The sequence below is a fragment of the Enterobacter sp. BIDMC92 genome (genome assembly GCF_001030225.1).
Lineage (GTDB): Bacteria > Pseudomonadota > Gammaproteobacteria > Enterobacterales > Enterobacteriaceae > Enterobacter > Enterobacter sichuanensis.
Map to the genome: position 1 here is coordinate 280,685 of NZ_KQ087598.1, position 25,659 is coordinate 306,343.

Annotated in this window: 23 protein-coding genes; 19 read left to right on the top strand and 4 right to left on the bottom strand. The window is 57.0% G+C overall.

Features of this window, described 5'->3' with window-relative positions; all coding sequences use genetic code 11:
- Positions 1 to 35 precede the first annotated feature (35 nt).
- From rpoH to livJ, 3 genes are all read left to right on the top strand, one after another.
- Complete coding sequence (gene rpoH, locus SP99_RS01320; RefSeq protein WP_008500093.1) at positions 36 to 893, top strand: RNA polymerase sigma factor RpoH; 858 nt, start codon at positions 36 to 38, stop codon at positions 891 to 893.
- Positions 894 to 1,030: 137 nt separating this feature from the next.
- A complete protein-coding gene (locus SP99_RS01325) occupies positions 1,031 to 2,296 on the top strand; it encodes a 4-aminobutyrate--2-oxoglutarate transaminase (protein ID WP_047957530.1) in 1,266 nt (421 codons plus the stop codon).
- 197 nt (positions 2,297 to 2,493) lie between these two features.
- Positions 2,494 to 3,594 (top strand): branched chain amino acid ABC transporter substrate-binding protein LivJ, encoded by a 1,101-nt coding sequence (livJ, locus tag SP99_RS01330; RefSeq protein ID WP_072201786.1) that lies wholly within the window; start codon positions 2,494 to 2,496, stop codon positions 3,592 to 3,594.
- Positions 3,595 to 3,684: 90 nt separating this feature from the next.
- On the opposite strand, the gene panM is transcribed toward livJ, so the two are convergent.
- Entirely contained in the window at positions 3,685 to 4,074 is a 390-nt protein-coding gene (panM, locus tag SP99_RS01335; protein ID WP_025758967.1) for an aspartate 1-decarboxylase autocleavage activator PanM, read from the bottom strand.
- Positions 4,075 to 4,498: 424 nt separating this feature from the next.
- Between panM and livK the strand changes: the two genes are divergently transcribed.
- The 10 genes from livK (at position 4,499) to ugpQ (ending at position 15,041) form a co-directional block, all read left to right on the top strand.
- Positions 4,499 to 5,608: a high-affinity branched-chain amino acid ABC transporter substrate-binding protein LivK gene (livK, locus tag SP99_RS01340; protein ID WP_025757804.1), complete on the top strand. Its 1,110-nt coding sequence runs from the start codon at positions 4,499 to 4,501 to the stop codon at positions 5,606 to 5,608.
- Between the two features lie 46 nt (positions 5,609 to 5,654).
- On the top strand, positions 5,655 to 6,581 hold the full coding sequence (livH, locus tag SP99_RS01345; protein ID WP_025757805.1) for a high-affinity branched-chain amino acid ABC transporter permease LivH: 927 nt from the start codon (positions 5,655 to 5,657) through the stop codon (positions 6,579 to 6,581).
- Positions 6,578 to 7,855, top strand: a complete 1,278-nt coding sequence (livM, locus tag SP99_RS01350; RefSeq protein WP_047957531.1) for a branched chain amino acid ABC transporter permease LivM — start codon at positions 6,578 to 6,580, stop codon at positions 7,853 to 7,855. Before livH ends, livM begins: the two co-directional genes overlap by 4 nt.
- A complete protein-coding gene (gene livG / locus SP99_RS01355; protein ID WP_025757808.1) occupies positions 7,852 to 8,616 on the top strand; it encodes a high-affinity branched-chain amino acid ABC transporter ATP-binding protein LivG in 765 nt (254 codons plus the stop codon). The genes livM and livG overlap by 4 nt, the downstream gene beginning before the upstream one ends.
- Position 8,617: 1 nt before the next feature.
- Positions 8,618 to 9,331 (top strand): high-affinity branched-chain amino acid ABC transporter ATP-binding protein LivF, encoded by a 714-nt coding sequence (gene livF, locus SP99_RS01360; protein WP_008500102.1) that lies wholly within the window; start codon positions 8,618 to 8,620, stop codon positions 9,329 to 9,331.
- A 692-nt stretch (positions 9,332 to 10,023) separates the two neighbouring features.
- Entirely contained in the window at positions 10,024 to 11,340 is a 1,317-nt protein-coding gene (ugpB, locus tag SP99_RS01365; protein ID WP_047957532.1) for a sn-glycerol-3-phosphate ABC transporter substrate-binding protein UgpB, read from the top strand.
- Between the two features lie 156 nt (positions 11,341 to 11,496).
- On the top strand, positions 11,497 to 12,384 hold the full coding sequence (gene ugpA / locus SP99_RS01370) for a sn-glycerol-3-phosphate ABC transporter permease UgpA (RefSeq protein ID WP_023618241.1): 888 nt from the start codon (positions 11,497 to 11,499) through the stop codon (positions 12,382 to 12,384).
- Positions 12,381 to 13,226 carry a sn-glycerol-3-phosphate ABC transporter permease UgpE gene (gene ugpE, locus SP99_RS01375; protein ID WP_047957533.1) on the top strand — a complete coding sequence of 282 codons (846 nt, stop codon included), beginning with the start codon at positions 12,381 to 12,383 and terminating at the stop codon, positions 13,224 to 13,226. Before ugpA ends, ugpE begins: the two co-directional genes overlap by 4 nt.
- Position 13,227: 1 nt before the next feature.
- Complete coding sequence (locus SP99_RS01380; protein WP_047957534.1) at positions 13,228 to 14,298, top strand: sn-glycerol-3-phosphate import ATP-binding protein UgpC; 1,071 nt, start codon at positions 13,228 to 13,230, stop codon at positions 14,296 to 14,298.
- Entirely contained in the window at positions 14,295 to 15,041 is a 747-nt protein-coding gene (gene ugpQ, locus SP99_RS01385; RefSeq protein WP_047957535.1) for a glycerophosphodiester phosphodiesterase, read from the top strand. Before SP99_RS01380 ends, ugpQ begins: the two co-directional genes overlap by 4 nt.
- Here ugpQ and SP99_RS01390 read toward each other — a convergent pair.
- Positions 15,025 to 15,402, bottom strand: coding sequence for a DUF2756 family protein (locus tag SP99_RS01390; RefSeq protein WP_047957536.1), 378 nt, complete (start codon positions 15,400 to 15,402; stop codon positions 15,025 to 15,027). The genes ugpQ and SP99_RS01390 overlap by 17 nt on opposite strands.
- Positions 15,403 to 15,525: 123 nt before the next feature.
- Here SP99_RS01390 and ggt point away from each other — a divergent pair, with 123 nt between their 5' ends.
- Positions 15,526 to 17,271: a gamma-glutamyltransferase gene (ggt, locus tag SP99_RS01395; protein ID WP_176472248.1), complete on the top strand. Its 1,746-nt coding sequence runs from the start codon at positions 15,526 to 15,528 to the stop codon at positions 17,269 to 17,271.
- Between the two features lie 48 nt (positions 17,272 to 17,319).
- On the opposite strand, the gene yhhY is transcribed toward ggt, so the two are convergent.
- Positions 17,320 to 17,808: an N-acetyltransferase gene (gene yhhY, locus SP99_RS01400; RefSeq protein WP_047957537.1), complete on the bottom strand. Its 489-nt coding sequence runs from the start codon at positions 17,806 to 17,808 to the stop codon at positions 17,320 to 17,322.
- A gap of 256 nt (positions 17,809 to 18,064) precedes the next feature.
- On the opposite strand from yhhY, the gene SP99_RS01405 reads away from it, so the two are divergent.
- The 5 genes from SP99_RS01405 (at position 18,065) to gntU (ending at position 23,016) form a co-directional block, all read left to right on the top strand.
- Positions 18,065 to 19,102, top strand: coding sequence for an oxidoreductase (locus SP99_RS01405; protein WP_047957538.1), 1,038 nt, complete (start codon positions 18,065 to 18,067; stop codon positions 19,100 to 19,102).
- Between the two features lie 123 nt (positions 19,103 to 19,225).
- The gene (locus tag SP99_RS01410; RefSeq protein WP_025757822.1) at positions 19,226 to 19,921 is read left to right on the top strand and encodes a pirin family protein; all 696 of its coding nucleotides are present in this window, start codon (positions 19,226 to 19,228) and stop codon (positions 19,919 to 19,921) included.
- A gap of 101 nt (positions 19,922 to 20,022) precedes the next feature.
- Entirely contained in the window at positions 20,023 to 21,018 is a 996-nt protein-coding gene (gntR, locus tag SP99_RS01415) for a gluconate operon transcriptional repressor GntR (RefSeq protein ID WP_025757824.1), read from the top strand.
- 126 nt (positions 21,019 to 21,144) lie between these two features.
- Positions 21,145 to 21,672, top strand: a complete 528-nt coding sequence (gntK, locus tag SP99_RS01420; protein WP_008503362.1) for a gluconokinase — start codon at positions 21,145 to 21,147, stop codon at positions 21,670 to 21,672.
- A gap of 3 nt (positions 21,673 to 21,675) precedes the next feature.
- The gene (gntU, locus tag SP99_RS01425; protein ID WP_045285558.1) at positions 21,676 to 23,016 is read left to right on the top strand and encodes a gluconate transporter; all 1,341 of its coding nucleotides are present in this window, start codon (positions 21,676 to 21,678) and stop codon (positions 23,014 to 23,016) included.
- A gap of 105 nt (positions 23,017 to 23,121) precedes the next feature.
- Here gntU and plsB read toward each other — a convergent pair whose 3' ends face one another.
- Positions 23,122 to 25,542 (bottom strand): glycerol-3-phosphate 1-O-acyltransferase PlsB, encoded by a 2,421-nt coding sequence (plsB, locus tag SP99_RS01430; protein WP_025757827.1) that lies wholly within the window; start codon positions 25,540 to 25,542, stop codon positions 23,122 to 23,124.
- Positions 25,543 to 25,659: the final 117 nt, after the last annotated feature.

Below are 25,659 nucleotides of genomic sequence, written 5' to 3' on the forward strand. Positions count from 1 at the left end.
ACAACCAGGACCAGAAGAAACATTGAGAGGAATGAATGACCAAAGAAATGCAAACTTTAGCTTTAGCCCCTGTTGGTAACCTGGAATCGTATATCCGGGCTGCGAACACCTGGCCGATGTTAACGGCCGAGGAAGAAAAGGAGCTTGCTGAAAAGCTGCATTACCAGGGCGATCTGGAAGCAGCGAAAAAGCTGATCCTGTCTCACCTGCGCTTTGTTGTTCACATTGCTCGTAATTACGCGGGCTATGGCCTGCCGCAGGCGGACTTGATTCAGGAAGGTAACATCGGTCTGATGAAGGCTGTGCGTCGCTTTAACCCGGAAGTGGGTGTGCGACTGGTCTCCTTCGCTGTGCACTGGATCAAAGCAGAGATTCACGAATACGTGCTGCGCAACTGGCGTATCGTGAAAGTCGCCACAACAAAAGCGCAACGCAAACTGTTCTTTAACCTGCGTAAAACCAAGCAGCGTCTGGGCTGGTTCAATCAGGATGAAGTCGAAATGGTGGCGCGCGAGCTGGGCGTATCCAGTAAAGACGTGCGTGAGATGGAATCCCGTATGGCCGCGCAGGACATGACTTTTGATATGTCCTCTGACGACGATGCTTCCGACAGCCAGCCAATGGCGCCGGTTCTGTATCTGCAGGATAAGACCTCTAACTTTGCTGACGGCATCGAAGAGGATAACTGGGAAGATCAGGCCGCGAACAAGCTGAGCTATGCGATGGAAGGCCTGGACGAGCGTAGCCAGGATATTATCCGCGCCCGCTGGCTGGACGAAGACAACAAGTCCACGCTGCAGGAGCTGGCCGACCGCTACGGCGTCTCCGCTGAACGTGTGCGTCAGCTTGAAAAGAACGCCATGAAAAAACTTCGCGCCGCTATCGAAGCGTAATTTCCGCGAAGTATGACGAGAACCCCTGGATGCCAAGTCCGGGGGTTTTGTTTTTTTAGCGCCCGCTCTGGCGAATTTCCGCCCCCTGGCAAACACTTACTGATGCGCTAAGCAGGCGACTTTCTCAGGGGGACAGGGTGAAAAATAACGAACTCAACGACCGGCGTTTACAGGCGACGCCGCGCGGCATCGGCGTGATGTGTAACTTCTATGCCGATAAAGCGGAGAACGCCACGGTGTGGGACATCGAGGGCAACGAGTACATCGACTTTGCTGCGGGGATCGCGGTGCTGAATACCGGCCATCGCCATCCAAAGGTCATTGCCGCCATCGAAAAACAACTCCACGCCTTTACCCATACGGCTTACCAGATTGTGCCGTATGAAGGCTATGTGTCGCTTGCCGAGCGTATCAACGCACGCGTGCCCATTGACGGCCCGGCGAAAACGGCGTTCTTCTCGACGGGCGCAGAAGCGGTGGAAAACGCCGTAAAAATTGCCCGCGCCTTTACCAGACGTCCTGGCCTTGTCACCTTCGGCGGCGCGTTCCACGGCCGAACCTTTATGACCATGGCGCTGACCGGCAAAGTCGCGCCCTACAAGCTCGGCTTTGGCCCTTTCCCTGGCTCGGTTTATCACGCCCAGTATCCGAATGAACTGCATGGCGTCAGCACCGCGGAGGCGCTAAAGAGCCTGGAGCGCATCTTTAAAGCGGATATCGCCCCGGATCAGGTTGCGGCGATTATTCTCGAACCGGTTCAGGGGGAGGGCGGTTTCAACATCGCCCCGGCTGATTTTATGCAGGCCCTGCGCGCCCTGTGCGATACCCACGGTATTTTGCTGATTGCCGACGAGGTGCAAAGCGGTTTCGCCCGCACCGGCAAGCTGTTCTCGATGGAGCACCACTGCGTGAAGCCGGATCTGATCACCATGGCGAAAAGCCTGGCGGGCGGGATGCCGCTCTCGGCGGTCTCGGGTCGTGCTGAGGTAATGGATGCGCCTGCGCCTGGCGGGCTGGGCGGCACCTACGCGGGGAACCCGCTGGCGATTGCCGCGGCGCATGCCGTGCTGGACGTGATTGATGAAGAAGACCTCTGCACCCGCTCGGCACATCTTGGCCATCACCTGGTGGAGGTGCTGAACAAAGCGAAGGAGCACTGCCCGTATATCGCGGATATTCGCGCGCAGGGCTCGATGGTGGCGGTGGAGTTTAACGACCCGCAAACGGGTCATCCTTCGCCGGAATTTACCCGCCAGGTTCAGGAGCGGGCATTGCAGGAAGGTTTGCTGCTTCTGAGCTGCGGCGTGTACGGCAACGTCATTCGCTTCCTCTATCCGCTGACGATCCCCGAGGTGCAGTTCCGTAAAGCGCTGGACATTATCTTCGCCTCGCTGACACGTTAAAGCCACATGCCCGGCAAAACGCCCTGCCGGGCTTATCATATATTCATTTCAAATTTGCTATTCCAAAATCATAAAAATGGGGTATGTTTTAGCAGAGTATGCTGAAAAAGCGCGAACAGCACACCTATAACTGAAATAAAGCGCTGCACAACAACATCACAACAATCGTAATAACCATAATAATGGGGAATCTCAGGATGAACATGAAGGGTAAAGCGTTACTGGCAGGATGTATCGCGTTGGCATTCAGCACCATGGCACAGGCAGACATCAAAGTGGCTGTGGTTGGCGCGATGTCCGGTCCGGTAGCGCAGTACGGCGACCAGGAGTTTACTGGCGCAGAACAGGCGGTTGCAGACATTAACGCTAAGGGCGGTATCAAGGGCGAAAAACTGCAGATCGTAAAATATGATGATGCCTGTGACCCGAAACAAGCGGTCGCGGTCGCGAACAAAGTGGTAAACGACGGGATCAAATACGTCATCGGTCACCTGTGTTCTTCCTCTACGCAGCCTGCGTCTGACATCTACGAAGACGAAGGTATTCTGATGATCACCCCGGCGGCGACCGCTCCGGAGCTGACCGCACGCGGCTACAAGCTGACCCTGCGTACCACCGGTCTGGATTCTGACCAGGGCCCAACGGCGGCAAAATACATTCTTGAAAAAGTGAAGCCGCAGCGCATCGCCATTGTTCACGATAAACAGCAGTACGGTGAAGGTCTGGCGCGTGCGGTGCAGGATGGTCTGAAGAAAGGCAATGCGAACGTCGTCTTCTTCGACGGGATCACTGCGGGCGAGAAAGACTTCTCCACGCTGGTTGCGCGTCTGAAGAAAGAGAATATCGACTTCGTTTACTACGGTGGCTACCACCCGGAAATGGGCCAGATCCTGCGTCAGGCACGCGCGGCCGGTCTGAAAACCCAGTTTATGGGACCAGAAGGGGTGGCGAACGTTTCCCTGTCTAACATCGCGGGTGAGTCTGCGGAAGGCCTGCTGGTGACCAAGCCGAAGAACTACGACCAGGTCCCTGCGAACAAACCTATCGTTGATGCCATCAAGGCGAAGAAACAGGATCCAAGCGGCGCGTTCGTCTGGACCACCTACGCGGCGCTGCAGTCTCTGCAGGCGGGCCTGAACCAGTCAGCCGATCCAGCTGAAATTGCCACCTGGCTGAAAGCGAACACCGTCGAGACCGTTATGGGGCCTCTCTCCTGGGACGCCAAGGGCGATCTGAAGGGCTTCGAGTTCGGCGTGTTTGACTGGCATGCTAACGGCACGGCGACGGACGCCAAATAAAAGCAAAAAGGCAACGTAAGTTGCCTTTTTTAATGTTTTCTCCCTCTCCCCGTGGGAGAGGGCCGGGGTGAGGGCATCAGGCCGCACATATCAACTCTGGCGCTTCTCCCACCCGCTCTCCTGCGCCGTAAACCCTAACGCCTGCATAAACGCCGCCATCACACCGCGGTCTTCTACCCCCACGTCGGCCATCCACCATGAGGTCACGTTCGGGTTTGTGCGAATCACTTCTTCAATTAAGTACTGTCCTACACCGCGACGACGGGTAACGTCACGTACGCGCAATGAGTCCAGCGCCCCTTCTGTCCCGCTTAGCGTCACGCGAACCGCAGCCAGCAGGCGCTCGTTGAAGCGCGCGGCATAAATGCGGTGGGTCTCATCGACGCGTAGCGACGAAGGGGAATATTCCGGCCAGATCTTGCCCAGGTCGATATGATCCTGGTCGCTAAAGGTCACCAGACGCACGATAGTCAGTTTCATTAGCCACTTGTCCAAATCAAATTGAGTAGGGGCAGTGTACTCAATTTATTCGCTCAGCGGCTTCCTCTTTTTATTCTCATTCGCCAGGTGATTAGTTTTTTGACAACACAATGGGCAGATTGAAAACACATGGATCGAAAAATAAGCAGAATTTTAACCTGAATGGTAGTGATTTATTCGGCGCTTTGTACCGTTATTTTATGCTGCAAACTGCACTTTTAGTTGTTTATCTCTGCCTGATTTCAGAATATTATCTTTGCTTAATCGCCTGAAAAATAGAGATTTTAGTCTGGTTTTTGACAAAAAACTGCGCTAAACCATTAAAGGCACTGGTAAAAATAGCGTTGTTCATTAAAAGTACAGAATGCTTTTTAACCATAATAAAACAAAATATAAACACGACATCACGAATGGGGATTCAGAGATGAAAAGGAACGCGAAGACGATACTCGCGGGGATGGTCGCACTGTCGATCTCGCATGCCGCTATGGCGGAGGACATTAAAGTTGCGGTTGTGGGGGCGATGTCCGGTCCTGTTGCTCAGTGGGGTGACATGGAGTTCAACGGTGCGCGCCAGGCCATCAAAGACATCAACGCCAAAGGCGGCATCAAAGGCGACAAGCTGGTAGGCGTGGAATATGACGACGCCTGCGATCCGAAACAGGCCGTCGCGGTCGCTAACAAAATCGTCAACGATGGCATCCAGTACGTGATCGGCCATCTGTGCTCATCCTCCACCCAGCCGGCGTCTGATATCTACGAAGATGAAGGCATTCTGATGATCACCCCCGGTGCGACCAACCCGGAGCTGACCCAGCGCGGCTATCAGCACATTATGCGTACCGCCGGTCTGGACTCCTCTCAGGGGCCGACTGCCGCCAAATTTATCCTCGAAAACGTCAAGCCACAGCGCATCGCCATTATTCATGACAAACAACAGTATGGCGAAGGCCTGGCGCGTTCCGTTCAGGACGGCCTGAAAAAAGGCGGCGCAAACATCGTCTTCTTCGACGGTATTACCGCCGGTGAGAAAGACTTCTCCGCGCTGATTGCCCGTCTGCAAAAAGAGAATATCGACTTCGTTTACTACGGTGGCTACTACCCGGAAATGGGACAAATGCTGCGTCAGGCGCGTTCGGTAGGGTTGAAAACCCAGTTTATGGGGCCGGAAGGCGTGGGTAACGCCTCCCTGTCTAACATTGCGGGTGATGCCGCCGAAGGCATGCTGGTGACGATGCCAAAACGCTATGACCAGGATCCGGCCAACAAGGCTATCGTTGATGCGCTCAAGGCGCAGAAAAAAGATCCGAGCGGGCCGTACGTCTGGATCACTTACGCCGCCGTACAGTCTCTGGCGACGGCGCTGGATCGTACCGGCAGCAAAGAACCGCTGGATCTGGTGAAAGATTTAAAAGCGCACGGGGCGAACACCGTGATTGGGCCGCTGAACTGGGATGAGAAAGGCGATCTGAAGGGATTTGAGTTTGGTGTCTTTAAGTGGCACGCCGACGGTTCGTCCTCGGTCGCCAAATAATTATCCCACCGCCCGGACCGCCGGGCGGGTATAAAAAGGTTTGCATATGTCCGAGCAGTTTCTCTATTTCCTGCAGCAGATGTTTAACGGCGTCACGCTGGGAAGCACCTACGCGCTGATTGCCATCGGCTATACGATGGTTTACGGCATTATCGGCATGATCAACTTCGCCCACGGCGAGGTGTACATGATCGGTAGCTATGTCTCCTTTATGATCATCGCCGCGCTGATGATGATGGGCATCGACAGCAGCTGGCTGCTGGTCGCCGCCGGGTTTGTCGGCGCGATTGTGATTGCCAGCGCCTACGGCTGGAGCATCGAACGCGTGGCCTACCGGCCGGTGCGCAGCTCCAAGCGCCTGATTGCGCTCATCTCCGCGATTGGGATGTCCATCTTCCTGCAAAACTACGTCAGCCTGACCGAAGGCTCGCGCGACGTGGCGTTGCCAAGCCTGTTTAACGGCCAGTGGGTTGTGGGGGCCAGCGAAAACTTCTCTGCCTCTATCACCACCATGCAGCTGGTTATCTGGGTGGTGACCTTCATTGCGATGCTCGCCCTGACGCTGTTCATCCGTTACTCGCGCATGGGACGCGCCTGCCGCGCCTGCGCGGAAGACCTGAAGATGGCGAGCCTGCTGGGGATCAACACCGACCGCGTCATTGCCCTCACCTTTGTGATCGGTGCCGCGATGGCGGCCGTTGCCGGGGTTCTGCTCGGCCAGTTCTACGGCGTGATTAACCCGTACATCGGCTTTATGGCCGGGATGAAAGCCTTTACCGCGGCGGTGCTGGGCGGTATCGGCAGTATTCCGGGGGCAATGATTGGCGGCCTGATCCTGGGCGTGGCGGAAGCGCTCTCCTCGGCGTATCTGAGCACTGAGTATAAAGATGTGGTGTCGTTTGCCCTGCTGATTCTGGTTCTGCTGGTGATGCCTACCGGTATTCTGGGCCGTCCGGAGGTAGAGAAAGTATGAAACCGATGCATTTTGCAATGGCGCTGCTCTCTGCCGCCATGTTCTTCGTGCTGGCGGGCGTCTTTATGGGCGTTCAGTTAGAGCTGAACGGCACTAAGCTGGTGGTCGACACCGCTGCCGACATTCGCTGGCAGTGGGTATTTATCGGCACGGCGGTCGTCTTCCTGTTCCAGCTGCTGCGTCCGCTGTTTCAGAAGACGCTGAAAGGCGTCTCCGGGCCGAAGTTTGTTCTGCCGGCAATTGACGGTTCGACCGTTAAGCAGAAGCTGTTCCTCGTGGCGCTGCTGGTGGCCGCGGTGGCGTGGCCGTTCGTGGTCTCCCGCGGCACGGTGGATATCGCCACCCTGACCATGATCTACGTGATACTCGGTCTGGGTCTGAACGTGGTGGTGGGGCTTTCCGGCCTGCTGGTGCTGGGCTACGGCGGCTTCTACGCCATCGGTGCCTACACGTTTGCGCTGCTGAACCACTATTACGGCCTCGGCTTCTGGACCTGTCTGCCGCTGGCGGGGCTGGTCTCTGCCGGCGCCGGTTTCCTGCTTGGCTTCCCGGTGCTGCGCCTGCGTGGTGACTACCTGGCGATTGTGACCTTAGGCTTCGGTGAAATCGTCCGTATCCTGCTGCTCAACAACACCGAAGTGACCGGTGGCCCGAACGGGATCAGCCAGATCCCGAAACCGACCTTCTTCGGTCTGGAGTTCAGCCGTACCGCCCGTGAAGGCGGCTGGGACACCTTCAGCAACTTCTTTGGCGTGAAATATGATCCGTCCGACCGCGTTATCTGGCTCTATCTGGTGGCGCTGCTGCTGGTGGTGATTACCCTGTTCGTGATTAACCGCCTGCTGCGTATGCCGCTGGGCCGTGCGTGGGAAGCGCTGCGCGAAGATGAGATCGCCTGCCGTTCTCTGGGCCTGAACCCGACCCGCATCAAGCTGACCGCGTTTACCATCAGCGCCGCGTTTGCCGGTTTTGCCGGGACGCTGTTTGCCGCACGTCAGGGCTTCGTCAGCCCGGAATCGTTCACCTTTGCCGAATCCGCCTTTGTGCTGGCGATTGTGGTGCTCGGTGGGATGGGCTCGCAGTTTGCCGTTATTCTGGCGGCCATTCTGCTGGTGGTCTCGCGTGAGCTGATGCGTGACTTTAACGAATACAGCATGCTGATGCTGGGTGGTTTGATGGTGCTGATGATGATCTGGCGTCCGCAGGGCCTGCTGCCGATGACCCGTCCACAGCTGAAGCTGAAGAACGGGCAAGCGAAAGGAGAGCAGGCATGAAGCCTTTATTATCCGTTAACGGTCTGATGATGCGTTTTGGCGGCCTGCTGGCGGTCAATAACGTAAATCTGGATCTGCACAAGAAAGAGATCGTCTCCCTGATTGGCCCGAACGGCGCGGGGAAAACCACGGTCTTTAACTGCCTGACCGGTTTCTATAAGCCGACGGGCGGCACCATCATGCTGCGCGACCAGCATCTCGAAGGTTTACCGGGTCAGCAGATTGCCCGCATGGGCGTGGTGCGTACCTTCCAGCACGTACGTCTGTTCCGCGAAATGACGGTGATTGAGAACCTGCTGGTAGCACAACATCAGCAGCTGAAAACCGGGCTGTTCTCCGGCCTGCTGAAAACCCCGGCGTTCCGCCGCGCGCAGGATGAAGCGCTCGACCGTGCCGCCACCTGGCTCGACCGAATTGGCCTGCTGCAGCACGCCAACCGTCAGGCGAGCAACCTCGCCTACGGCGACCAGCGCCGCCTTGAAATTGTGCGCTGCATGGTGACCCAGCCGGAAATCCTGATGCTCGACGAACCGGCAGCAGGGCTTAACCCGAAAGAGACCAAAGAGCTGGACGAGCTGATTGCCGAACTGCGCGATCATCACGACACCACCATTCTGCTGATTGAGCATGACATGAAGCTGGTGATGGGCATTTCTGACCGTATCTACGTGGTCAACCAGGGCACGCCGCTGGCAAACGGCACGCCGGAAGAGATCCGCAACAACCCGGACGTGATCCGCGCATACCTTGGTGAGGCATAAGATGGAAAAAGCGATGTTAACGTTCGATAAGGTCAATGCGCACTACGGTAAGATCCAGGCGCTGCACGACGTCAGCCTGCATATCAACCAGGGGGAAATCGTGACCCTGATCGGGGCCAACGGCGCGGGTAAAACCACGCTGCTCGGCACCCTGTGCGGCGACCCGCGCGCCACCAGCGGGCGGATTGTGTTCGATGGCAAAGACATTACCGACTGGCAGACCGCCAGAATCATGCGTGAGGCGGTGGCGATTGTGCCGGAAGGACGTCGCGTGTTCTCGCGTATGACGGTGGAAGAGAACCTGGCGATGGGCGGTTTCTTCGCCCACCGCGATGAATATCAGACCCGCATCAAGTGGGTGTACGAACTCTTCCCGCGTCTGTGGGAGCGCCGCATCCAGCGTGCGGGCACCATGTCCGGCGGTGAACAGCAGATGCTGGCGATCGGCCGCGCGCTGATGAGCCAGCCGCGTCTGCTGCTGCTGGACGAACCGTCGCTCGGTCTGGCACCGATCATCATCCAGCAGATCTTCGATACCATCGAACAGCTGCGTAAAGAGGGGATGACTATCTTCCTCGTCGAGCAGAACGCCAACCAGGCGCTGAAGCTGGCTGACCGTGGCTACGTGCTGGAGAACGGCCGTGTGGTGCTTGAGGATACTGGCGACGCGCTGCTGGCGAACGAAGCGGTGCGGAGTGCGTATTTAGGGGGATAGGTAAAAGCAAAATGGCAACGCACGTTGCCATTTTTAGTGTTTTCTCCCTCTCCCTGTGGGCTGAGGGATCCCCACAAAATAATGTCTGCGCAGACGACCCCCTCTCCCTTGAGGGAGAGGGCTGGGGTGAGGGGGAACATACGGCTGTGGAGGTTATTCCGTTCACTTTATGTTCCTTGCTACTTTGTAACGGCATGGCCTGTGAACGTGCCATGGCGGCTCAATCGCCGCCGCCCTGGCGACCCGGGCTCCCGGCGGTAAATCGCCGCTTCGCGGTTCCCTCAGCTTATTCCTTCAGGCTATCGGGTCGGGCATGAGCCTGCATCCCTGCAGGCCACGCCCTCTCGGCGCATCCCTGCGCCTCGCCCCGGCCTTACGGAAACGCCTCGGCGATTTACAGCCGGACCAGGGCATCGCTGTAATTCATTCATTTTCCTGAAATAACCTTCGTCGCTTTCGGTAAAAAAATTACTGGGGATTCCTCAGCCCTGTGGGAGAGGGGCGGGGTGAGGGCACCAGACCGCACCTAAATATCTCATCCAATCCCCTTCACACAACCATCATCCCCCTGACCTTTTGTTGTCACTTATCTGTAAACAAACAGTTATTTTTCTGTCATTCGAGCATGTCATGTTACCTCGCGAGCATAAAACGCGTGATATCGCGCATCCGGCACAATAAGAGAGATGACAATGACATCGTTACGACACACAGCTTTGGGTCTGGCACTGGGTCTGGCTTTTGCGACGAACGCAATGGCTGTGACGACCATTTCGTTCTGGCATTCCATGGAAGGGGAGTTGGGTAAAGAAGTTGACTCCCTGGCGCAGCGTTTCAACGACACCCATCCGGATTACAAAATTGTGCCGGTGTACAAAGGGAACTACGAGCAGAGCCTGAGCGCAGGCATTGCCGCCTTCCGTACCGGTAACGCCCCTGCGTTGTTACAGGTTTATGAAGTGGGTACCGCGACCATGATGGCCTCGAAAGCCATCAAGCCGGTCTATGAAGTGTTCAAAGAAGCGGGTATCAACTTCGACGAATCCCGGTTCGTACCAACCGTGGCGGGATACTACACGGATTCCAAAAGCGGCCATCTGCTGTCTCAGCCGTTTAACAGCTCTACGCCGGTGCTCTACTACAACAAAGATGCCTTCAAAAAAGCCGGTTTAGACCCGGAGCAGCCGCCAAAAACCTGGCAGGATCTGGCTGAATATACCGCGAAGCTGAAAGCGGCAGGGATGAAGTGCGGCTACGCCAGCGGCTGGCAGGGCTGGATCCAGATTGAAAACTTCAGCGCCTGGCACGGCCTGCCGGTTGCCACCAAAAATAACGGCTTCGACGGCACCGATGCGGTACTGGAATTCAACAAGCCAGAGCAGGTGAAGCACATCGCGCAGCTTGAAGAACTCAACAAGAAGGGCGACTTCAGCTACTTCGGGCGTAAAGATGAATCCACCGAGAAGTTCTACAACGGTGACTGCGCCATTACCACCGCCTCTTCCGGCTCGCTGGCGGATATCCGTCACTACGCCAAATTCAACTACGGCGTGGGCATGATGCCGTACGACGCTGACGTGAAAGGCGCGCCGCAGAACGCCATCATCGGCGGGGCAAGCCTGTGGGTGATGCAGGGTAAAGACAAGGGCACCTACAAAGGGGTGGCCGAGTTCCTCGACTTCCTGGCGAAGCCGGAAAACGCCGCCGAATGGCACCAGAAGACCGGCTATCTGCCGATCACTAAAGCGGCCTATGACCTGACCCGCGAGCAGGGCTTCTACAGCAAGAACCCGGGCGCAGATATCGCGACGCGCCAGATGCTGAACAAGCCGCCGTTGCCGTTCACCAAAGGCCTGCGCCTGGGCAATATGCCGCAGATCCGCACCATCGTGGATGAAGAGCTGGAAAGCGTGTGGACCGGGAAGAAAACGCCACAGCAGGCGCTGGATTCCGCGGTAGAGCGCGGGAATCAGCTGCTGCGCCGCTTTGAGCAGTCGACCAAATCGTAAAAAAATGCCCGGTGACGCGTAGCGATCCGGGCCTACGGATGAATGCGGCCTGATGCCCTCACCCCAACCCTCTCCCACGGGGAGAGGGAGAAAACCGAAACCGTAGGCCGGGTAAGGCGTAGCCGCCACCCGGCATTGTTCAGGAACCCAATCTCAATGTCCTCATCCCGTCCGGTGTTTCGTTCCCGCTGGCTGCCGTACCTGTTGGTCGCGCCGCAGCTGGTCATCACCGTTATCTTCTTTATCTGGCCTGCGGGCGAAGCGCTGTGGTACTCGGTACAAAGCGTCGATCCGTTCGGGCTTTCCAGCCAGTTTGTTGGCCTGGACAACTTTACCGCGCTGTTCCATGACAGCTACTACCTGGATTCCTTCTGGACGACGATGAAGTTCAGCGCGCTGGTCACCGTCAGCGGGCTTGTCGCCTCGTTGTTCTTCGCCGCGCTGGTAGATTATGTCGTGCGCGGCAGCCGTCTGTATCAGACCCTGATGCTGCTGCCGTACGCCGTGGCGCCTGCCGTCGCCGCCGTGCTGTGGATCTTCCTGTTTAACCCCGGTCGCGGGTTGATTACCCATTTCCTGGCAGAGTTTGGCTACGACTGGAACCACGCCCAGAACAGCGGCCAGGCCATGTTCCTGGTGGTGTTTGCCTCGGTTTGGAAGCAGATCAGCTACAACTTCCTGTTCTTCTTTGCCGCGCTGCAGTCTATTCCCCGTTCGCTGGTGGAAGCCGCGGCGATCGACGGCGCAGGGCCGATTCGTCGCTTCTTCCGGCTGTCACTGCCGCTGATCGCCCCGGTGAGTTTTTTCCTGCTGGTGGTGAACCTCGTGTACGCCTTTTTCGACACCTTCCCGGTGATCGACGCCGCCACCGCCGGCGGCCCGGTACAGGCGACCACCACGCTGATTTATAAGATCTATCGCGAAGGGTTCGCCGGGCTGGATCTCTCAGCCTCCGCCGCGCAGTCCGTCGTGCTGATGTTCCTCGTCATCATCCTTACGGTGGTGCAGTTCCGCTATGTTGAAAGTAAGGTGCGCTACCAATGATTGAGAACCGTCGCGGGCTGACGATTTTCAGCCACACCATGCTGATTCTGGGGATCATCGTCATCCTGTTCCCGCTGTACGTGGCGTTTGTCGCCGCCACGCTGGACACCAAAGCGGTGTTCGACACGCCGATGACGCTGATCCCAGGCACGCATTTGCTCGAGAACATGAAAACCATCTGGACCCAGGGCGTGGGGGCCAACAGCGCGCCGTTCTGGCTGATGATGCTCAACAGCTTCATCATGGCGTTTGGCATTACGGTCGGAAAAATCACGGTATCGATGCTCTCGGCCTTCGCCATCGTCTGGTTCCGCTTTCCGCTGCGTAACCTGTTCTTTTGGATGATTTTCATCACCCTAATGCTGCCGGTGGAAGTACGTATCTTCCCGACGGTGGAAGTGATCGCCAACCTCAAGATGCTGGACAGCTATGCGGGCTTAACCCTGCCGCTGATGGCCTCGGCGACGGCCACCTTCCTGTTCCGCCAGTTCTTTATGACCCTGCCGGACGAGCTGATTGAAGCCGCGCGGATCGATGGCGCCTCACCGATGCGCTTCTTCCGCGACATCGTGCTGCCGCTGTCGAAAACCAACCTTGCGGCGCTGTTTGTGATCACCTTTATCTACGGCTGGAACCAGTACCTGTGGCCGCTGCTGATTATTCAGGACGTCAACCTCGGCACTGCCGTGGCGGGCATCAAAGGCATGATTGCCACCGGCGAAGGCACCACCCTCTGGAACCAGGTGATGGCGGCGATGCTGCTCACCCTTATCCCACCCGTAGTCATTGTTTTAGCCATGCAGCGTGCGTTTGTCCGCGGCCTGGTCGATAGCGAGAAATAAAATGGCAGGTTTAAAACTTCAGGCAGTAACCAAAAGCTGGGACGGCAAAACCCAGGTGATCCAGCCGCTCACGCTCGACGTGGTGGACGGGGAATTCATCGTCATGGTCGGCCCGTCCGGCTGCGGCAAATCCACCCTGCTGCGCATGGTGGCGGGGCTGGAGCGCGTGACCTCTGGCGATATCTGGATTGACCGCCAGCGCGTGACCGAGATGGAGCCGAAAGACCGCGGCATCGCGATGGTGTTCCAGAACTATGCGCTGTACCCGCACATGAGCGTGGAAGAGAACATGGCCTGGGGGCTGAAAATCCGCGGCATGGGCCAAGGTCATATTGCGGAGCGCGTGAAAGAGGCGGCGCGTATTCTGGAGCTGGATGGCCTGCTGAAGCGCCGTCCGCGCGAGCTCTCCGGCGGCCAGCGGCAGCGCGTGGCGATGGGGCGCGCTATTGTGCGCGATCCGGCGGTGTTCCTGTTCGATGAACCCCTCTCTAACCTGGACGCCAAGCTGCGTGTGCAGATGCGTCTTGAGCTGCAGCAGCTGCATCGTCGTCTGAAAACCACCTCCCTGTACGTTACCCACGATCAGGTCGAAGCCATGACGCTGGCCCAGCGGGTGATGGTGATGAACAAAGGCATCGCTGAGCAGATTGGCACCCCGGTGGAAGTCTATGAAAAACCGGCGACCCGCTTTGTGGCGAGCTTTATCGGCAGCCCGGCGATGAACCTGCTGGAAGGCCGCATCAGCAACTCGGGCACGCACTTTGAGTTGGAAAGCGGGATGGCATTGCCCATCAACTGGTACTATCGTGGCTACGCCGGGCGTAAGATGACGCTCGGTATCCGCCCGGAGCATATCGGTTTAACCTCACAGGCGGACGGCGGCGTGCCGCTGGTGATGGATACGCTGGAGATGCTGGGCGCGGATAACCTCGCGCACGGGCGCTGGGGCGAGCAAAAAATGGTGGTGCGTCTTGCGCATCAGGAGCGCCCGAAAGCGGGCAGCACGCTGTGGCTGCATCTGCCGGAAAATCACCTGCACTTATTTGACGGTGAAACAGGACAACGAGTATGAGCAACTGGCCTTATCCCCACATCGTCGCCCACCGGGGCGGCGGTAAACTGGCGCCGGAGAACACCCTGGCGGCAATCGATGTTGGTGCGCGCTACGGCCACACGATGATCGAGTTCGACGCTAAGCTGTCAAAAGACGGCGAAATTTTCCTGCTGCACGACGATAACCTTGAGCGCACCAGCAACGGCTGGGGCGTGGCGGGTGAACTGCCGTGGCGCGATCTGCTGAAAGTGGACGCCGGAAGCTGGTACAGCGGCGAATTTAAGGGCGAGCCGCTGCCGCTGCTGGCGGAAGTGGCCGACCGCTGCCGCCAGCACGGCATGATGGCCAATATCGAAATTAAACCGACCACCGGCACCGGGCCGCTGACGGGCAAGGTGATTGCTCTTGCCGCGCGCGAGCTGTGGGAAGGGATGACGCCACCGCTGCTCTCTTCGTTTGAAATCGACGCGCTGGAAGCCGCACAGGCAGCCGTACCGGCGCTGCCGCGCGGGCTATTGCTCGACGAGTGGCGTGAAGACTGGCGCGAGCTGACGACGCGTTTAGGCTGCGTGTCTATTCACCTTAACCACAAGCTGCTGGATGAGGCGCGGGTGAAGATGTTGAAAGCGGAAGGGCTGCATATTCTGGTCTACACCGTCAACAAACCCCAGCGTGCGGCCGAGCTGCTGCGCTGGGGCGTGGACTGCATCTGTACCGATGCGATTGACCTGATCGGTCCGGACTTTAGTTCTGCGGATTAAGCATACTGCCATTCGACTGCGGCGGCAGCATATGCTGCTGCCCGCTGCCTGACGACGTCATGCCACCTAACATCCCGCCGTTTTTATTGGGCAGCGGCTGCTCGCGGACCTGGCCCTGCTGCACGCGCTGGGTGTTGGCGTTCATCTGATTTTGCAGACTCTGCTGCTGCAGCTGGGTCTGGGTTCTTAGCTGCTGGTTCAGCATCCCTTTTTGCTGTTGCTGCTGGCTCATCATCTCGGTCTGCATACGCTGCTGGCTCGGGATAACGTAACCCGGCTGGTTCGGGTTATTCATCGTATTGAGTGGCTGTGCGAGCGCGGCAAATGGGATCAGCGCCGTAAGAATCATCAAGCGTTTCATTGTCATTTCCTCCTCTTGAGGTCTCTCTTAAGTTTACCCTGATTTCACCATGACGATGATTTTTTAGGAGTTGTGAACCAGGCTTAAGCGGGGAATATGGATCCCTTCACCTGGAGAACAATAATGATGAAACCAACGTTTTTGCGCTGGGTCGCCATCGCTGCGCTGATGGCAGGCGGCACATTTAGCGTGGCGGCCAACCCGCCAGCGGCGCCTCCGGTCTCTTACGGCGTGGAGGAAGATGTCTTTCATCCCGTGCGGGCAACGCATGGCATGGTGGCCTCTGTGGATGCGCTGGCAACGAAAGTGGGCGTCGATATTCTTAAGCAGGGCGGTAATGCGGTGGATGCCGCGGTGGCGGTCGGCTACGCGCTGGCGGTGACGCATCCACAGGCCGGGAACCTGGGCGGTGGCGGCTTTATGATGCTGCGCACCAAAGACGGGAAAACCACCGCCATCGACTTTCGCGAGATGGCGCCTGCTCAGGCTTCCCGCGATATGTTCCTCGACGATCAGGGTAACCCCGACAGTAAAAAATCCCTGACGTCGCATCTCGCCTCCGGCACACCGGGCACCGTTGCGGGCTTCTCGCTGGCGCTGGAAAAATACGGCACGATGCCGCTGAATAAAGTGGTCCAGCCTGCGATAAAACTGGCGCGGGAAGGTTTTATCGTGAATGACGCCCTGGCCGACGACCTCAAAACCTACGGCAGCGAAGTCATTCCCCATCACGAGAACAGTAAGGCTATCTTCTGGAAAGACGGCGAGCCGCTGAAGAAGGGCGATAAGCTGGTGCAGAAGAACCTTGCCAAAAGCCTGGAGCTGATTGCGGAGCACGGTCCGGACGCGTTCTATAAAGGGGCGATTGCCGACCAGATTGCGCAAGAGATGCAAAAGAACGGCGGGCTCATCACCAAAGCGGACCTGGCGGAGTACAAAGCGGTAGAGCGCGAGCCGATTAGCGGAACCTATCGCGGCTACGAGGTCTTCTCCATGCCACCGCCGTCTTCCGGGGGCATTCACATCGTGCAGATCCTCAACATTCTCGAAAACTTTGATATGCACAAGTTCGGCTTCGGCAGTGCGGATGCCATGCAGATAATGGCGGAAGCGGAGAAACGCGCCTACGCTGACCGGTCGGAGTACCTCGGCGACCCGGACTTCGTGAAGGTGCCGTGGCAGGCGCTGACCAACAAGGCGTATGCCAAATCCATTGCCGATCAGATTGATATCAATAAAGCTAAGCCATCGAGCGAGATCCGCCCCGGCAAGCTGGCACCGTACGAGAGCAATCAGACCACCCACTTCTCGGTGGTGGATAAAGACGGTAACGCGGTCGCAGTGACCTATACGCTCAATACCACGTTTGGTACCGGGATCGTGGCGGGCAACAGCGGCATTCTGCTCAACAACGAGATGGACGACTTCTCCGCCAAGCCGGGCGTGCCGAACGTCTACGGGCTGGTCGGCGGCGATGCGAACGCGGTAGGGCCGAAGAAACGCCCGCTGTCGTCCATGTCGCCCACTATCGTGGTGAAAGACGGTAAGACCTGGCTGGTGACGGGCAGTCCGGGCGGCAGCCGGATTATCACCACCGTGCTGCAGATGGTGGTGAACAGTATCGACTTTGGGATGAACGTCGCGGAAGCGACCAATGCGCCACGTTTCCATCACCAGTGGCTACCGGATGAACTGCGCGTCGAGAAGGGCTTTAGCCCGGACACCCTTAAACTGCTGGAGCAGCGCGGACAGAAGGTGGCGGTGAAAGAGGCGATGGGCAGTACCCAGAGCATTATGGTGGGTCCAGACGGGGCGCTGTTTGGCGCGTCAGACCCGCGTTCTGTGGATGATTTAACGGCGGGGTATTAACGGTTCCCCTCACCCTAACCCTCTCCCCATTGGGGAGAGGGGAATGTGTCACTTCATTCTCGCCATATAATACGCGTCAACATATTCACCGTTGCGCAGGGCATAGCGCTTGCCGGTGCCTTCAATTTCGAACCCGTGTTTTTTGTACACCGCAATCGCCGGTTCGTTATCAACAAACACCGTCAGCTCAATGCGGTCAACGCGCAGCCAGTTATCGCACATATCAATCATGGTGCGCATCAGCGCGCTGGCAACGCCCCGGTTTTGCCACTGCGCGCCGACACAAATCCCAAAATCAGCCACATGGCTGCGGCGCGGGCGTTGCGCGACGGCGATGCACAGATGGCCGGCGACTTGATCGTCTATGCAGGCGACGAGCTGCTTGATGCCGGGCTGGTCGGATAGCCGTTCTTGCCACATCTGCTCAGAGGGATGAGGAACCTGTAGTGTGTTGTGGTACACCTCCGGCTGGGCGTGGATCTGACGAATGGCGTCATAATCTTTCGGTTCCGCATGGCGTATCACTATCTCACTCATTCCTTGTTCCTCAGTCAGTTAAATGTCCTTTCCAACATCAATGAGTTTAAAATTTGAGTCAACCGCTATTTTTTGCAAAAAGTATTGGACAAGTGCGAATGAGAATGATTATTATTGCTTTGCATTCAGGAAGACCGCTACGGGAACCTGAAAGCACGACATTGCTCACATTGCTTCCAGTATTACTTTAGCCAGCTTTTAGCTGGCTTTTTTTTTGTTATGGTTAGACTCAGTAACCTTCCAAAAGGACTGAGCCATGACACTACATTGCGCATTTATTGGATTTGGTAAAAGCACCACCCGCTATCACCTTCCGTATGTCCTCAACCGTAAAGACAGCTGGCATGTGGCGCATATCTACCGTCGCCGCGCGAAGCCTGAAGAGCAATCCCCGCAGTATTCCCATATTCATTTCACCAGCGATCTGGATGAGGTGCTGGGCGACCCGCAGGTTAACCTGGTCGTCGTCTGTACCCATGCTGACAGCCATTTTGACTATGCGAAACGCGCGCTCGAAGCGGGAAAAAACGTGCTGGTAGAAAAGCCCTTCACCCCGACTATCGCCGAAGCGAAGGCGCTATTCGCGCTGGCGAAAAGCAAAGGCCTGACCGTCACGCCGTATCAGAACCGACGCTTTGACAGTTGCTTCCTGACGGCGAAAAAAGCGATTGAGAGCGGCAAGCTGGGCGAGATCGTGGAAATCGAAAGCCACTTCGACTACTACCGTCCGGTGGCGGAAACCCAGCCCGGCCTGCCGCAGGACGGATCCTTCTACGGTCTTGGCGTCCATACTATGGACCAGATCATCTCCCTGTTTGGTCGCCCTGACCACGTGGCGTACGACATTCGCAGCCTGCGCAACAAAGCCAACCCGGATGACACCCTTGAAGCGCAGCTGTTTTACGGCGACCTCAAAGCCATCGTTAAGACCAGTCATCTGGTGAAAATCGACTATCCGAAATTTATCGTTCACGGCACCAAAGGTTCGTTCATTAAGTACGGCATTGACCAGCAGGAGACCAGCCTGAAGGCCAACATCATGCCGGGTGAACCGGGCTTTGCGGCGGATGATTCGGTTGGCGTGCTGGAGTACGTCAACGCTGAGGGCGTGACGGTCCGAGAAGAGCTTACGCCAGAAACCGGCGACTATGGCTGCGTCTATGACGCACTGTTTTCGACCCTGACTCGCGGCACGCCGAATTACGTCAAGGAATCTGACGTTCTGACCAACCTTGAAATCCTTGAACGGGCCTTTGAACAGGCTTCTCCTGCCACGGTAACCCTCGCGAAATAAGCAAAAATGACTCCTCTGCGCTTGTTCATAATTTTTGAACAGAGGAGTCAATTTTCACCCTCTATGATCCCAGACCGTTTGCGTCCACACTTACTCCATCGAAACGAACTGAGGGTGAAAACAATGATCTACTTACGCAAAGCAAACGAACGTGGTCACGCGAATCATGGCTGGCTGGACTCATGGCATTCATTCTCGTTTGCCGACTACTACGACCCGAATTTCATGGGCTTCTCCGCACTGCGCGTGATTAACGATGATGTCATTGATGCAGGCCAGGGCTTCGGTACCCATCCGCACAAAGACATGGAAATCCTCACCTATGTGCTGGAAGGCGCGGTGGAGCACCAGGACAGCATGGGCAACAAAGAGCAGGTTCCGGCGGGCGAGTTCCAGATTATGAGCGCGGGTACCGGGGTTCGTCACTCCGAGTACAACCCGAGCAAAACGGAAAAACTGCACCTGTATCAAATCTGGATCATTCCAGAAGAGACCGGCATCACGCCGCGCTATGAGCAGCGCCGCTTTGACGCGAAACAGGGCAAACAGCTGGTACTGTCCCCGGATGCGCGCGACGGATCCCTGAAAGTACATCAGGATATGGAGTTGTACCGCTGGGCGCTGGCGAAAGATGAACAGTCTGTACACCAGATTGCCGCTAACCGCCGCGTCTGGATCCAGGTGGTGAAAGGTGAAGTCTCCATCAACGGTACGAAAGCGACAACCGCCGATGGTCTGGCAGTCTGGGATGAGCAGGCGCTCTCCGTGCATGCCGACAGCGAAAGTGAAATTCTGCTGTTTGACCTGCCGCCAGTGTAATAAAACATAAATAAATACCCATCCTTCCCTTTGACAGGGGAAGGATGGGCTTTGTCCGTGATAAACTGAGCAAATCTCTCTCTTCAAGATTTCTCAGGACGATGAAAAAGAAACGCCCCGTACTTCAGGATGTCGCCGATCGCGTCGGTGTGACCAAAATGACGGTCAGCCGTTTTTTACGTAACCCGGAGCAGGTTTCCGTGGCGTTGCGTGGCAAGATTGCCGCTGCCCTTGATGAACTGGGTTATATCCCCAACCGTGCGCCCGATATCCTCTCCAATGCGACCAGCCGTGCGGTGGGCGTCCTCCTGCCTTCTTTAACCAACCAGGTGTTTGCCGAAGTGCTGCGCGGCATTGAAAGCGTCACCGACGCCTTTGGTTACCAGACCATGCTCGCCCACTACGGGTACAAGCCGGAACTGGAAGAGGAGCGTCTTGAATCGATGCTTTCCTGGAACATCGACGGCCTGATTTTAACCGAACGTACTCACACTCCCCGCACGCTGAAGATGATTGAAGTCGCCGGTATTCCGGTGGTGGAGCTCATGGACAGCCAGTCGCCGTGCCTCGATATCGCCGTCGGCTTTGATAACTTCGAAGCGGCGCGGCAGATGACAGCGGCAATCATCGCCCGCGGACATCGTCATATCGCCTATCTGGGTGCGCGTCTTGATGAACGTACTATCATCAAACAGAAGGGATACGAGCAGGCGATGCTCGACGCAAACTTAACCCCGTACAGCGTGATGGTGGAGCAGTCCTCTTCCTACACCTCGGGTATTGAGCTGATGCGTCAGGCACGACGCGAGTATCCGCAACTGGACGGTATTTTCTGTACCAACGATGACCTTGCGGTCGGCGCGGCGTTTGAGTGCCAGCGTCTGGGTCTGAAGATCCCTGACGATATGGCCATCGCCGGTTTCCACGGCCACGACATTGGCCAGGTGATGGAGCCGCGTCTGGCGAGCGTTCTGACGCCGCGTGAACGCATGGGGCGCATTGGTGCAGAACGCCTGCTGGCGCGCATTCGGGGTGAGACGGTTACGCCGAAAATGTTAGATTTAGGTTTCACCTTGTCACCGGGTGGATCTATTTGAATCGACAAATTTGAAGTAGCTCACACTTATTCACTTCGCGCACGTTTGGATATTGCTTCTCTTTTGCCCCGGCAGGACAATGTTACCGATAACTGTTACCCGTAACAATTGACTGAGGGACACCCTTTGAGCACGACTAATCATGATCACCACGTTTACGTCCTGATGGGCGTTTCCGGTAGCGGGAAATCAGCCGTAGCCAGCGAAGTGGCGCATCAACTCCAGGCTGCGTTTCTTGATGGCGACTTCCTTCATCCGCGCAGCAACATCATGAAAATGGCCTCCGGCGAGCCGCTGAACGACGACGACCGCAAACCGTGGTTGCAGGCGCTGAATGACGCCGCGTTCGCCATGCAGCGCACCAACAAAGTTTCCCTGATCGTCTGCTCCGCGCTGAAAAAAACCTATCGCGATCTGCTGCGTGACGGCAATCCGAACCTCTCGTTCATCTACCTGAAAGGTGACTTCGAGGTGATTGAAAGCCGCCTGAAGGCGCGTAAAGGTCACTTCTTCAAAACGCAGATGCTGGTGACGCAGTTCGAAGCGCTGCAGGAGCCGGGTGAAGATGAGAAAGACGTCTTAGTGGTTGATATCGATCAGTCACTGGAGGGTGTTGTTGCCAGCACCATCGAGGTCATTAATAAAAGGCAGTAAGTTTTGAGTACATTAACGCTAGTTTTGACAGCAGTAGGTTCCGTATTGCTGCTGCTGTTTTTAGTGATGAAGGCACGTATGCATGCTTTTGTTGCTTTGATGGTGGTTTCTATTGGTGCAGGTCTCTTTTCCGGTATGCCGCTCGACAAGATCGCCGCGACAATGGAAAAAGGGATGGGTGGCACGCTGGGCTTCCTGGCGATTGTGGTCGCGCTGGGCGCCATGTTTGGCAAGATTTTGCACGAGACGGGCGCGGTCGATCAGATTGCCGTCAAGATGCTGAAATCCTTCGGCCACAGCCGCGCACATTATGCGATAGGTCTGGCGGGACTGATCTGCGCGCTGCCGCTGTTCTTTGAGGTTGCCGTGGTGCTGCTGATTAGCGTGGCGTTCTCTATGGCGCGCCATACCGGCACTAACCTCGTGAAGCTGGTGATTCCGCTGTTTGCGGGCGTGGCGGCAGCGGCAGCGTTTCTGCTACCCGGGCCCGCGCCAATGCTGCTGGCCTCCCAGATGCATGCTGACTTTGGCTGGATGATCCTGATTGGCCTGTGTGCGGCGATCCCGGGGATGATTATTGCTGGCCCGCTGTGGGGCAACTTCATCAGCCGTTACGTTGAACTGCACATCCCGGATGACGTCACCGAGCCGCACCTGGGCGAAGGCAAAATGCCCTCCTTTGGTTTCAGTCTGTCGCTGATCCTGCTGCCGCTGGTTCTCGTGGGCCTGAAAACCATCGCCGCGCGCTTTGTGCCGGTGGGCTCTACCGCGTATGAGTGGTTTGAGTTTATTGGTCATCCGTTCACGGCGATCCTGGTGGCCTGTCTGGTAGCGATTTACGGCCTGGCGATGCGTCAGGGAATGGCGAAAGACCGGGTGATGGAAATCTGCGGTGCTGCGCTGCAGCCAGCGGGTATTATCCTGCTGGTGATCGGTGCCGGCGGCGTGTTCAAACAGGTGCTGGTGGATTCTGGCGTCGGCCCTGCGCTGGGCGAAGCGCTGACCGGGATGGGGCTACCGATTGCAGTCACCTGTTTCGTGCTGGCGGCGGCGGTGCGTATCATCCAGGGTTCCGCAACCGTGGCGTGTTTAACCGCCGTGGGTCTGGTGATGCCGGTGATTGAACAGCTCAACTACTCTGGTGCACAGATGGCTGCGCTCTCTGTCTGTATCGCGGGCGGTTCGATTGTGGTCTCTCACGTTAACGATGCCGGATTCTGGCTGTTCGGTAAATTCACCGGGGCCACCGAAGCACAGACCCTGAAAACCTGGACGCTGATGGAAACCATTCTTGGCACAACGGGTGCGATTGTCGGGATGATTGCGTTTACGCTGTTGAGCTAAACGCGATGCGTTAACAAAGCTCAAAAAAAAGGCCCGGTAGCGTTAGCGCTTACCGGGCCTTTTTATTATCCAGGGCGTCAGGCCGGGCCATAACCCGGCATTGTATTACTCGCCCTGCGTGGCGCTCTCAATCGTCAGGCGCACGTCTGAGGTGATCAGCTCTGCCAGCATCTGGTAAACCTTCAGCGTCTCTTCCGGCTCGGCATCACCCGTATCACTGATATAGCCTTCATCACGCAGCGTCAGAACCAGGGAGCTGAAGACCGCTTTGTCGAAGAATTCAGGCGCGTTAATGCCGTGCAGCACGGACAGGCGTTGTGCCAGCGTCCGGCTCTCTTTCTCCAGCGTACCGCGGTTGATGGACGGGTTCGCACTCAGCAGCCAGAACGTAATGGCGTAGCGCTGCAGCGTTTCGCGCGCACCGGCCGCCAGCAGCTGCAGGGTACGGGAGCGTGACGGATTGATGTGCAGCTCGTCATTTGTCACGGTGATCAACCCCTGACGACGCAGCTCTTCGGTCAGCTTATCCAGCACGCCCGCCAACTCGTCTTTGCTCCAGCGCAGGAACAGCTCCGCTTTCAGCATCGGGTAGAGTGTCTCAACGTGGTGCAACAGCGCCTGGCGCGAGATGCGACGATGCTGGGTAATAATGGCCGCCATGAGCGACGGCAGCATCAGCATGTGGGTGATGTTGTTACGGTAGTACGTCATCAGCACGGCCTGCTCGCGCGGCAGAATGATGATGTCGCCTATGGTGTCTTTTTCGACTTCGAACTTGTTCATCTGCAACGCGTGATCGATAAGCTCACTGGCCGTTGCAGAAGGCACGGTTGAATCAACCGAATACGGCACGTTGCGCATCATATCCAGATAGCAATCCAGCTGCTCTGTCAGCTGTTCACGGGTTAGCGAACGTTGGCGTGAAGCCAGAAGCGCCGTACAGCACAGGTTCATGGCGTTAGCCGCACCGGCGTTGTTAATGCGCACCATCAACTCAGAGGCGATGCCGTTGACCGTTGGCGTCAGCCAGGCCGGACGAACTGCTTCGATAGGGTCAATGGACTCGCGCCACTCCGGAACGTGGTGGTTCAGGTACGTCATCAGCGGCATCGGCTCGCCAAAGTTGACGTAGCCCTGGCCGAGGTTGCGTAACTTGCTCAGGCCACGCAGCATCTGCGGCAGGCTCTCTTTCTCTTTGGTGGCCCCACGCAGCTCTTTGGCGTAAGTTCCGACTTCCATCACGTGCTCATAGCCAATGTAGATTGGCACCAGCGTGATGGGACGGGTTCCTCCCCGCAGCATCGCCTGGATGGTCATCGACAGCGTGCCGGTTTTCGGATCGAGCAGACGCCCGGTACGGGAACGACCGCCCTCCACGAAGTACTCCACGGAATAGCCACGGCTGAACAGCTCGCCCAGATATTCACGGAATACGGTGGAGTAGAGCTTGTTGCCCTTGAAGGTACGACGAATAAAGAAGGCACCCAGGCGGCGGAAAATCGGGCCTGCTGGCCAGAAGTTCAGGTTAATCCCGGCAGCGATGTGCGGCGGCACCAGCCCCTGGTGATAGAGCACATAAGACAGAAGCAGGTAGTCCATGTGGCTGCGGTGGCAGGGAACATAGACAATCTCATGGCCATCATGCGCCAGCTGACGTACACGCTCGGCATTATGAACGTTGATGCCCTGATAGAGGCGGTTCCAGGTAAAGCCGAGAATACGGTCGGAAAGACGAATCATCTCGTAAGAGAAGTTCGCGGCGATCTCTTCCATCAGCGCAATGGCGTTCTGCTGGGCTTTCTCATGCGAAATTTTCTTGCTGCGCGCTTCGTCTTCAACGGCGCGGGCAATCGCTTTAGAGGCCAACAATTTGTTGAACAGATCCTGACGCGCCGGGAGACGTGGCCCGACGGCAGCCAGGCGCTGACGGGCGAAGTGCATACGCGCCACGCGCGCCAGTTTTTGCGCGATGATCTTGTCGGTGCCGTGCTCGTCCGCCATTCGACGCAGCGACACGGAAGGGGAGAAACGGACGAAACTGTCGCGTCCCAGCCAGGAGACCGCAAAGAACTTCTGGATGCCGTTAAGCATGCGCAACGGTGGGTTCTCTTCCCCTTTTTCGCGGCCCGGGCGGCGACCAAACATCACCGACACCGGCACCATCTGTACATCCAGGTCAGGATTGCTGCGGTGCAGGTCGAGATAGTCATGGAACAGCTTGATGGACTCTTCCTTTGGCGTGTAATAGGTAAACACACGCGGCCCACCGTGGATGAACACGTAGCGCGGCAGCAGCGTACCGTCAACTTCCAGCGGTTCAAGCGGGTCAGGTAAGTCATGCGCCAGACACTGGGCGCGAAGCGTCAGTAAGTCTGCCTTCGAGTTATAAGGCAAAACATACATAATGGGACGAGACGTATCGAGCCCCAATTCCAGCGCGGGTTCTGCTGGGATAGACTTGCTTTTTACCAGGATGCTTAATGGTAAATTAAGTAATTTGTAGTAAATTCGTGGCCAGCCGGACATAAACGATGTAAAGCCTCTGGTTAATAATGCAATTGCGGCGCAAGGATAACAGAAAGCGCGCAAAATTTCTGTTGTTACCCGTCATACTTCAGGCTGTAGCGAAACGCGTTACGGCCC

Coding starts and splice junctions, on each gene's coding strand:
- rpoH (WP_008500093.1), top strand. CDS start 36: ATGACCAAAGAAATGCAAACTTTAGCTTTAGCCCCTGTTGGTAACCTG.
- livJ (WP_072201786.1), top strand. CDS start 2,494: ATGAACATGAAGGGTAAAGCGTTACTGGCAGGATGTATCGCGTTGGCA.
- panM (WP_025758967.1), bottom strand. CDS start 4,074: ATGAAACTGACTATCGTGCGTCTGGTGACCTTTAGCGACCAGGATCAT.
- livK (WP_025757804.1), top strand. CDS start 4,499: ATGAAAAGGAACGCGAAGACGATACTCGCGGGGATGGTCGCACTGTCG.
- livH (WP_025757805.1), top strand. CDS start 5,655: ATGTCCGAGCAGTTTCTCTATTTCCTGCAGCAGATGTTTAACGGCGTC.
- livM (WP_047957531.1), top strand. CDS start 6,578: ATGAAACCGATGCATTTTGCAATGGCGCTGCTCTCTGCCGCCATGTTC.
- livG (WP_025757808.1), top strand. CDS start 7,852: ATGAAGCCTTTATTATCCGTTAACGGTCTGATGATGCGTTTTGGCGGC.
- livF (WP_008500102.1), top strand. CDS start 8,618: ATGGAAAAAGCGATGTTAACGTTCGATAAGGTCAATGCGCACTACGGT.
- ugpB (WP_047957532.1), top strand. CDS start 10,024: ATGACATCGTTACGACACACAGCTTTGGGTCTGGCACTGGGTCTGGCT.
- ugpA (WP_023618241.1), top strand. CDS start 11,497: ATGTCCTCATCCCGTCCGGTGTTTCGTTCCCGCTGGCTGCCGTACCTG.
- ugpE (WP_047957533.1), top strand. CDS start 12,381: ATGATTGAGAACCGTCGCGGGCTGACGATTTTCAGCCACACCATGCTG.
- SP99_RS01380 (WP_047957534.1), top strand. CDS start 13,228: ATGGCAGGTTTAAAACTTCAGGCAGTAACCAAAAGCTGGGACGGCAAA.
- ugpQ (WP_047957535.1), top strand. CDS start 14,295: ATGAGCAACTGGCCTTATCCCCACATCGTCGCCCACCGGGGCGGCGGT.
- SP99_RS01390 (WP_047957536.1), bottom strand. CDS start 15,402: ATGAAACGCTTGATGATTCTTACGGCGCTGATCCCATTTGCCGCGCTC.
- ggt (WP_176472248.1), top strand. CDS start 15,526: ATGATGAAACCAACGTTTTTGCGCTGGGTCGCCATCGCTGCGCTGATG.
- yhhY (WP_047957537.1), bottom strand. CDS start 17,808: ATGAGTGAGATAGTGATACGCCATGCGGAACCGAAAGATTATGACGCC.
- SP99_RS01405 (WP_047957538.1), top strand. CDS start 18,065: ATGACACTACATTGCGCATTTATTGGATTTGGTAAAAGCACCACCCGC.
- SP99_RS01410 (WP_025757822.1), top strand. CDS start 19,226: ATGATCTACTTACGCAAAGCAAACGAACGTGGTCACGCGAATCATGGC.
- gntR (WP_025757824.1), top strand. CDS start 20,023: ATGAAAAAGAAACGCCCCGTACTTCAGGATGTCGCCGATCGCGTCGGT.
- plsB (WP_025757827.1), bottom strand. CDS start 25,542: ATGTCCGGCTGGCCACGAATTTACTACAAATTACTTAATTTACCATTA.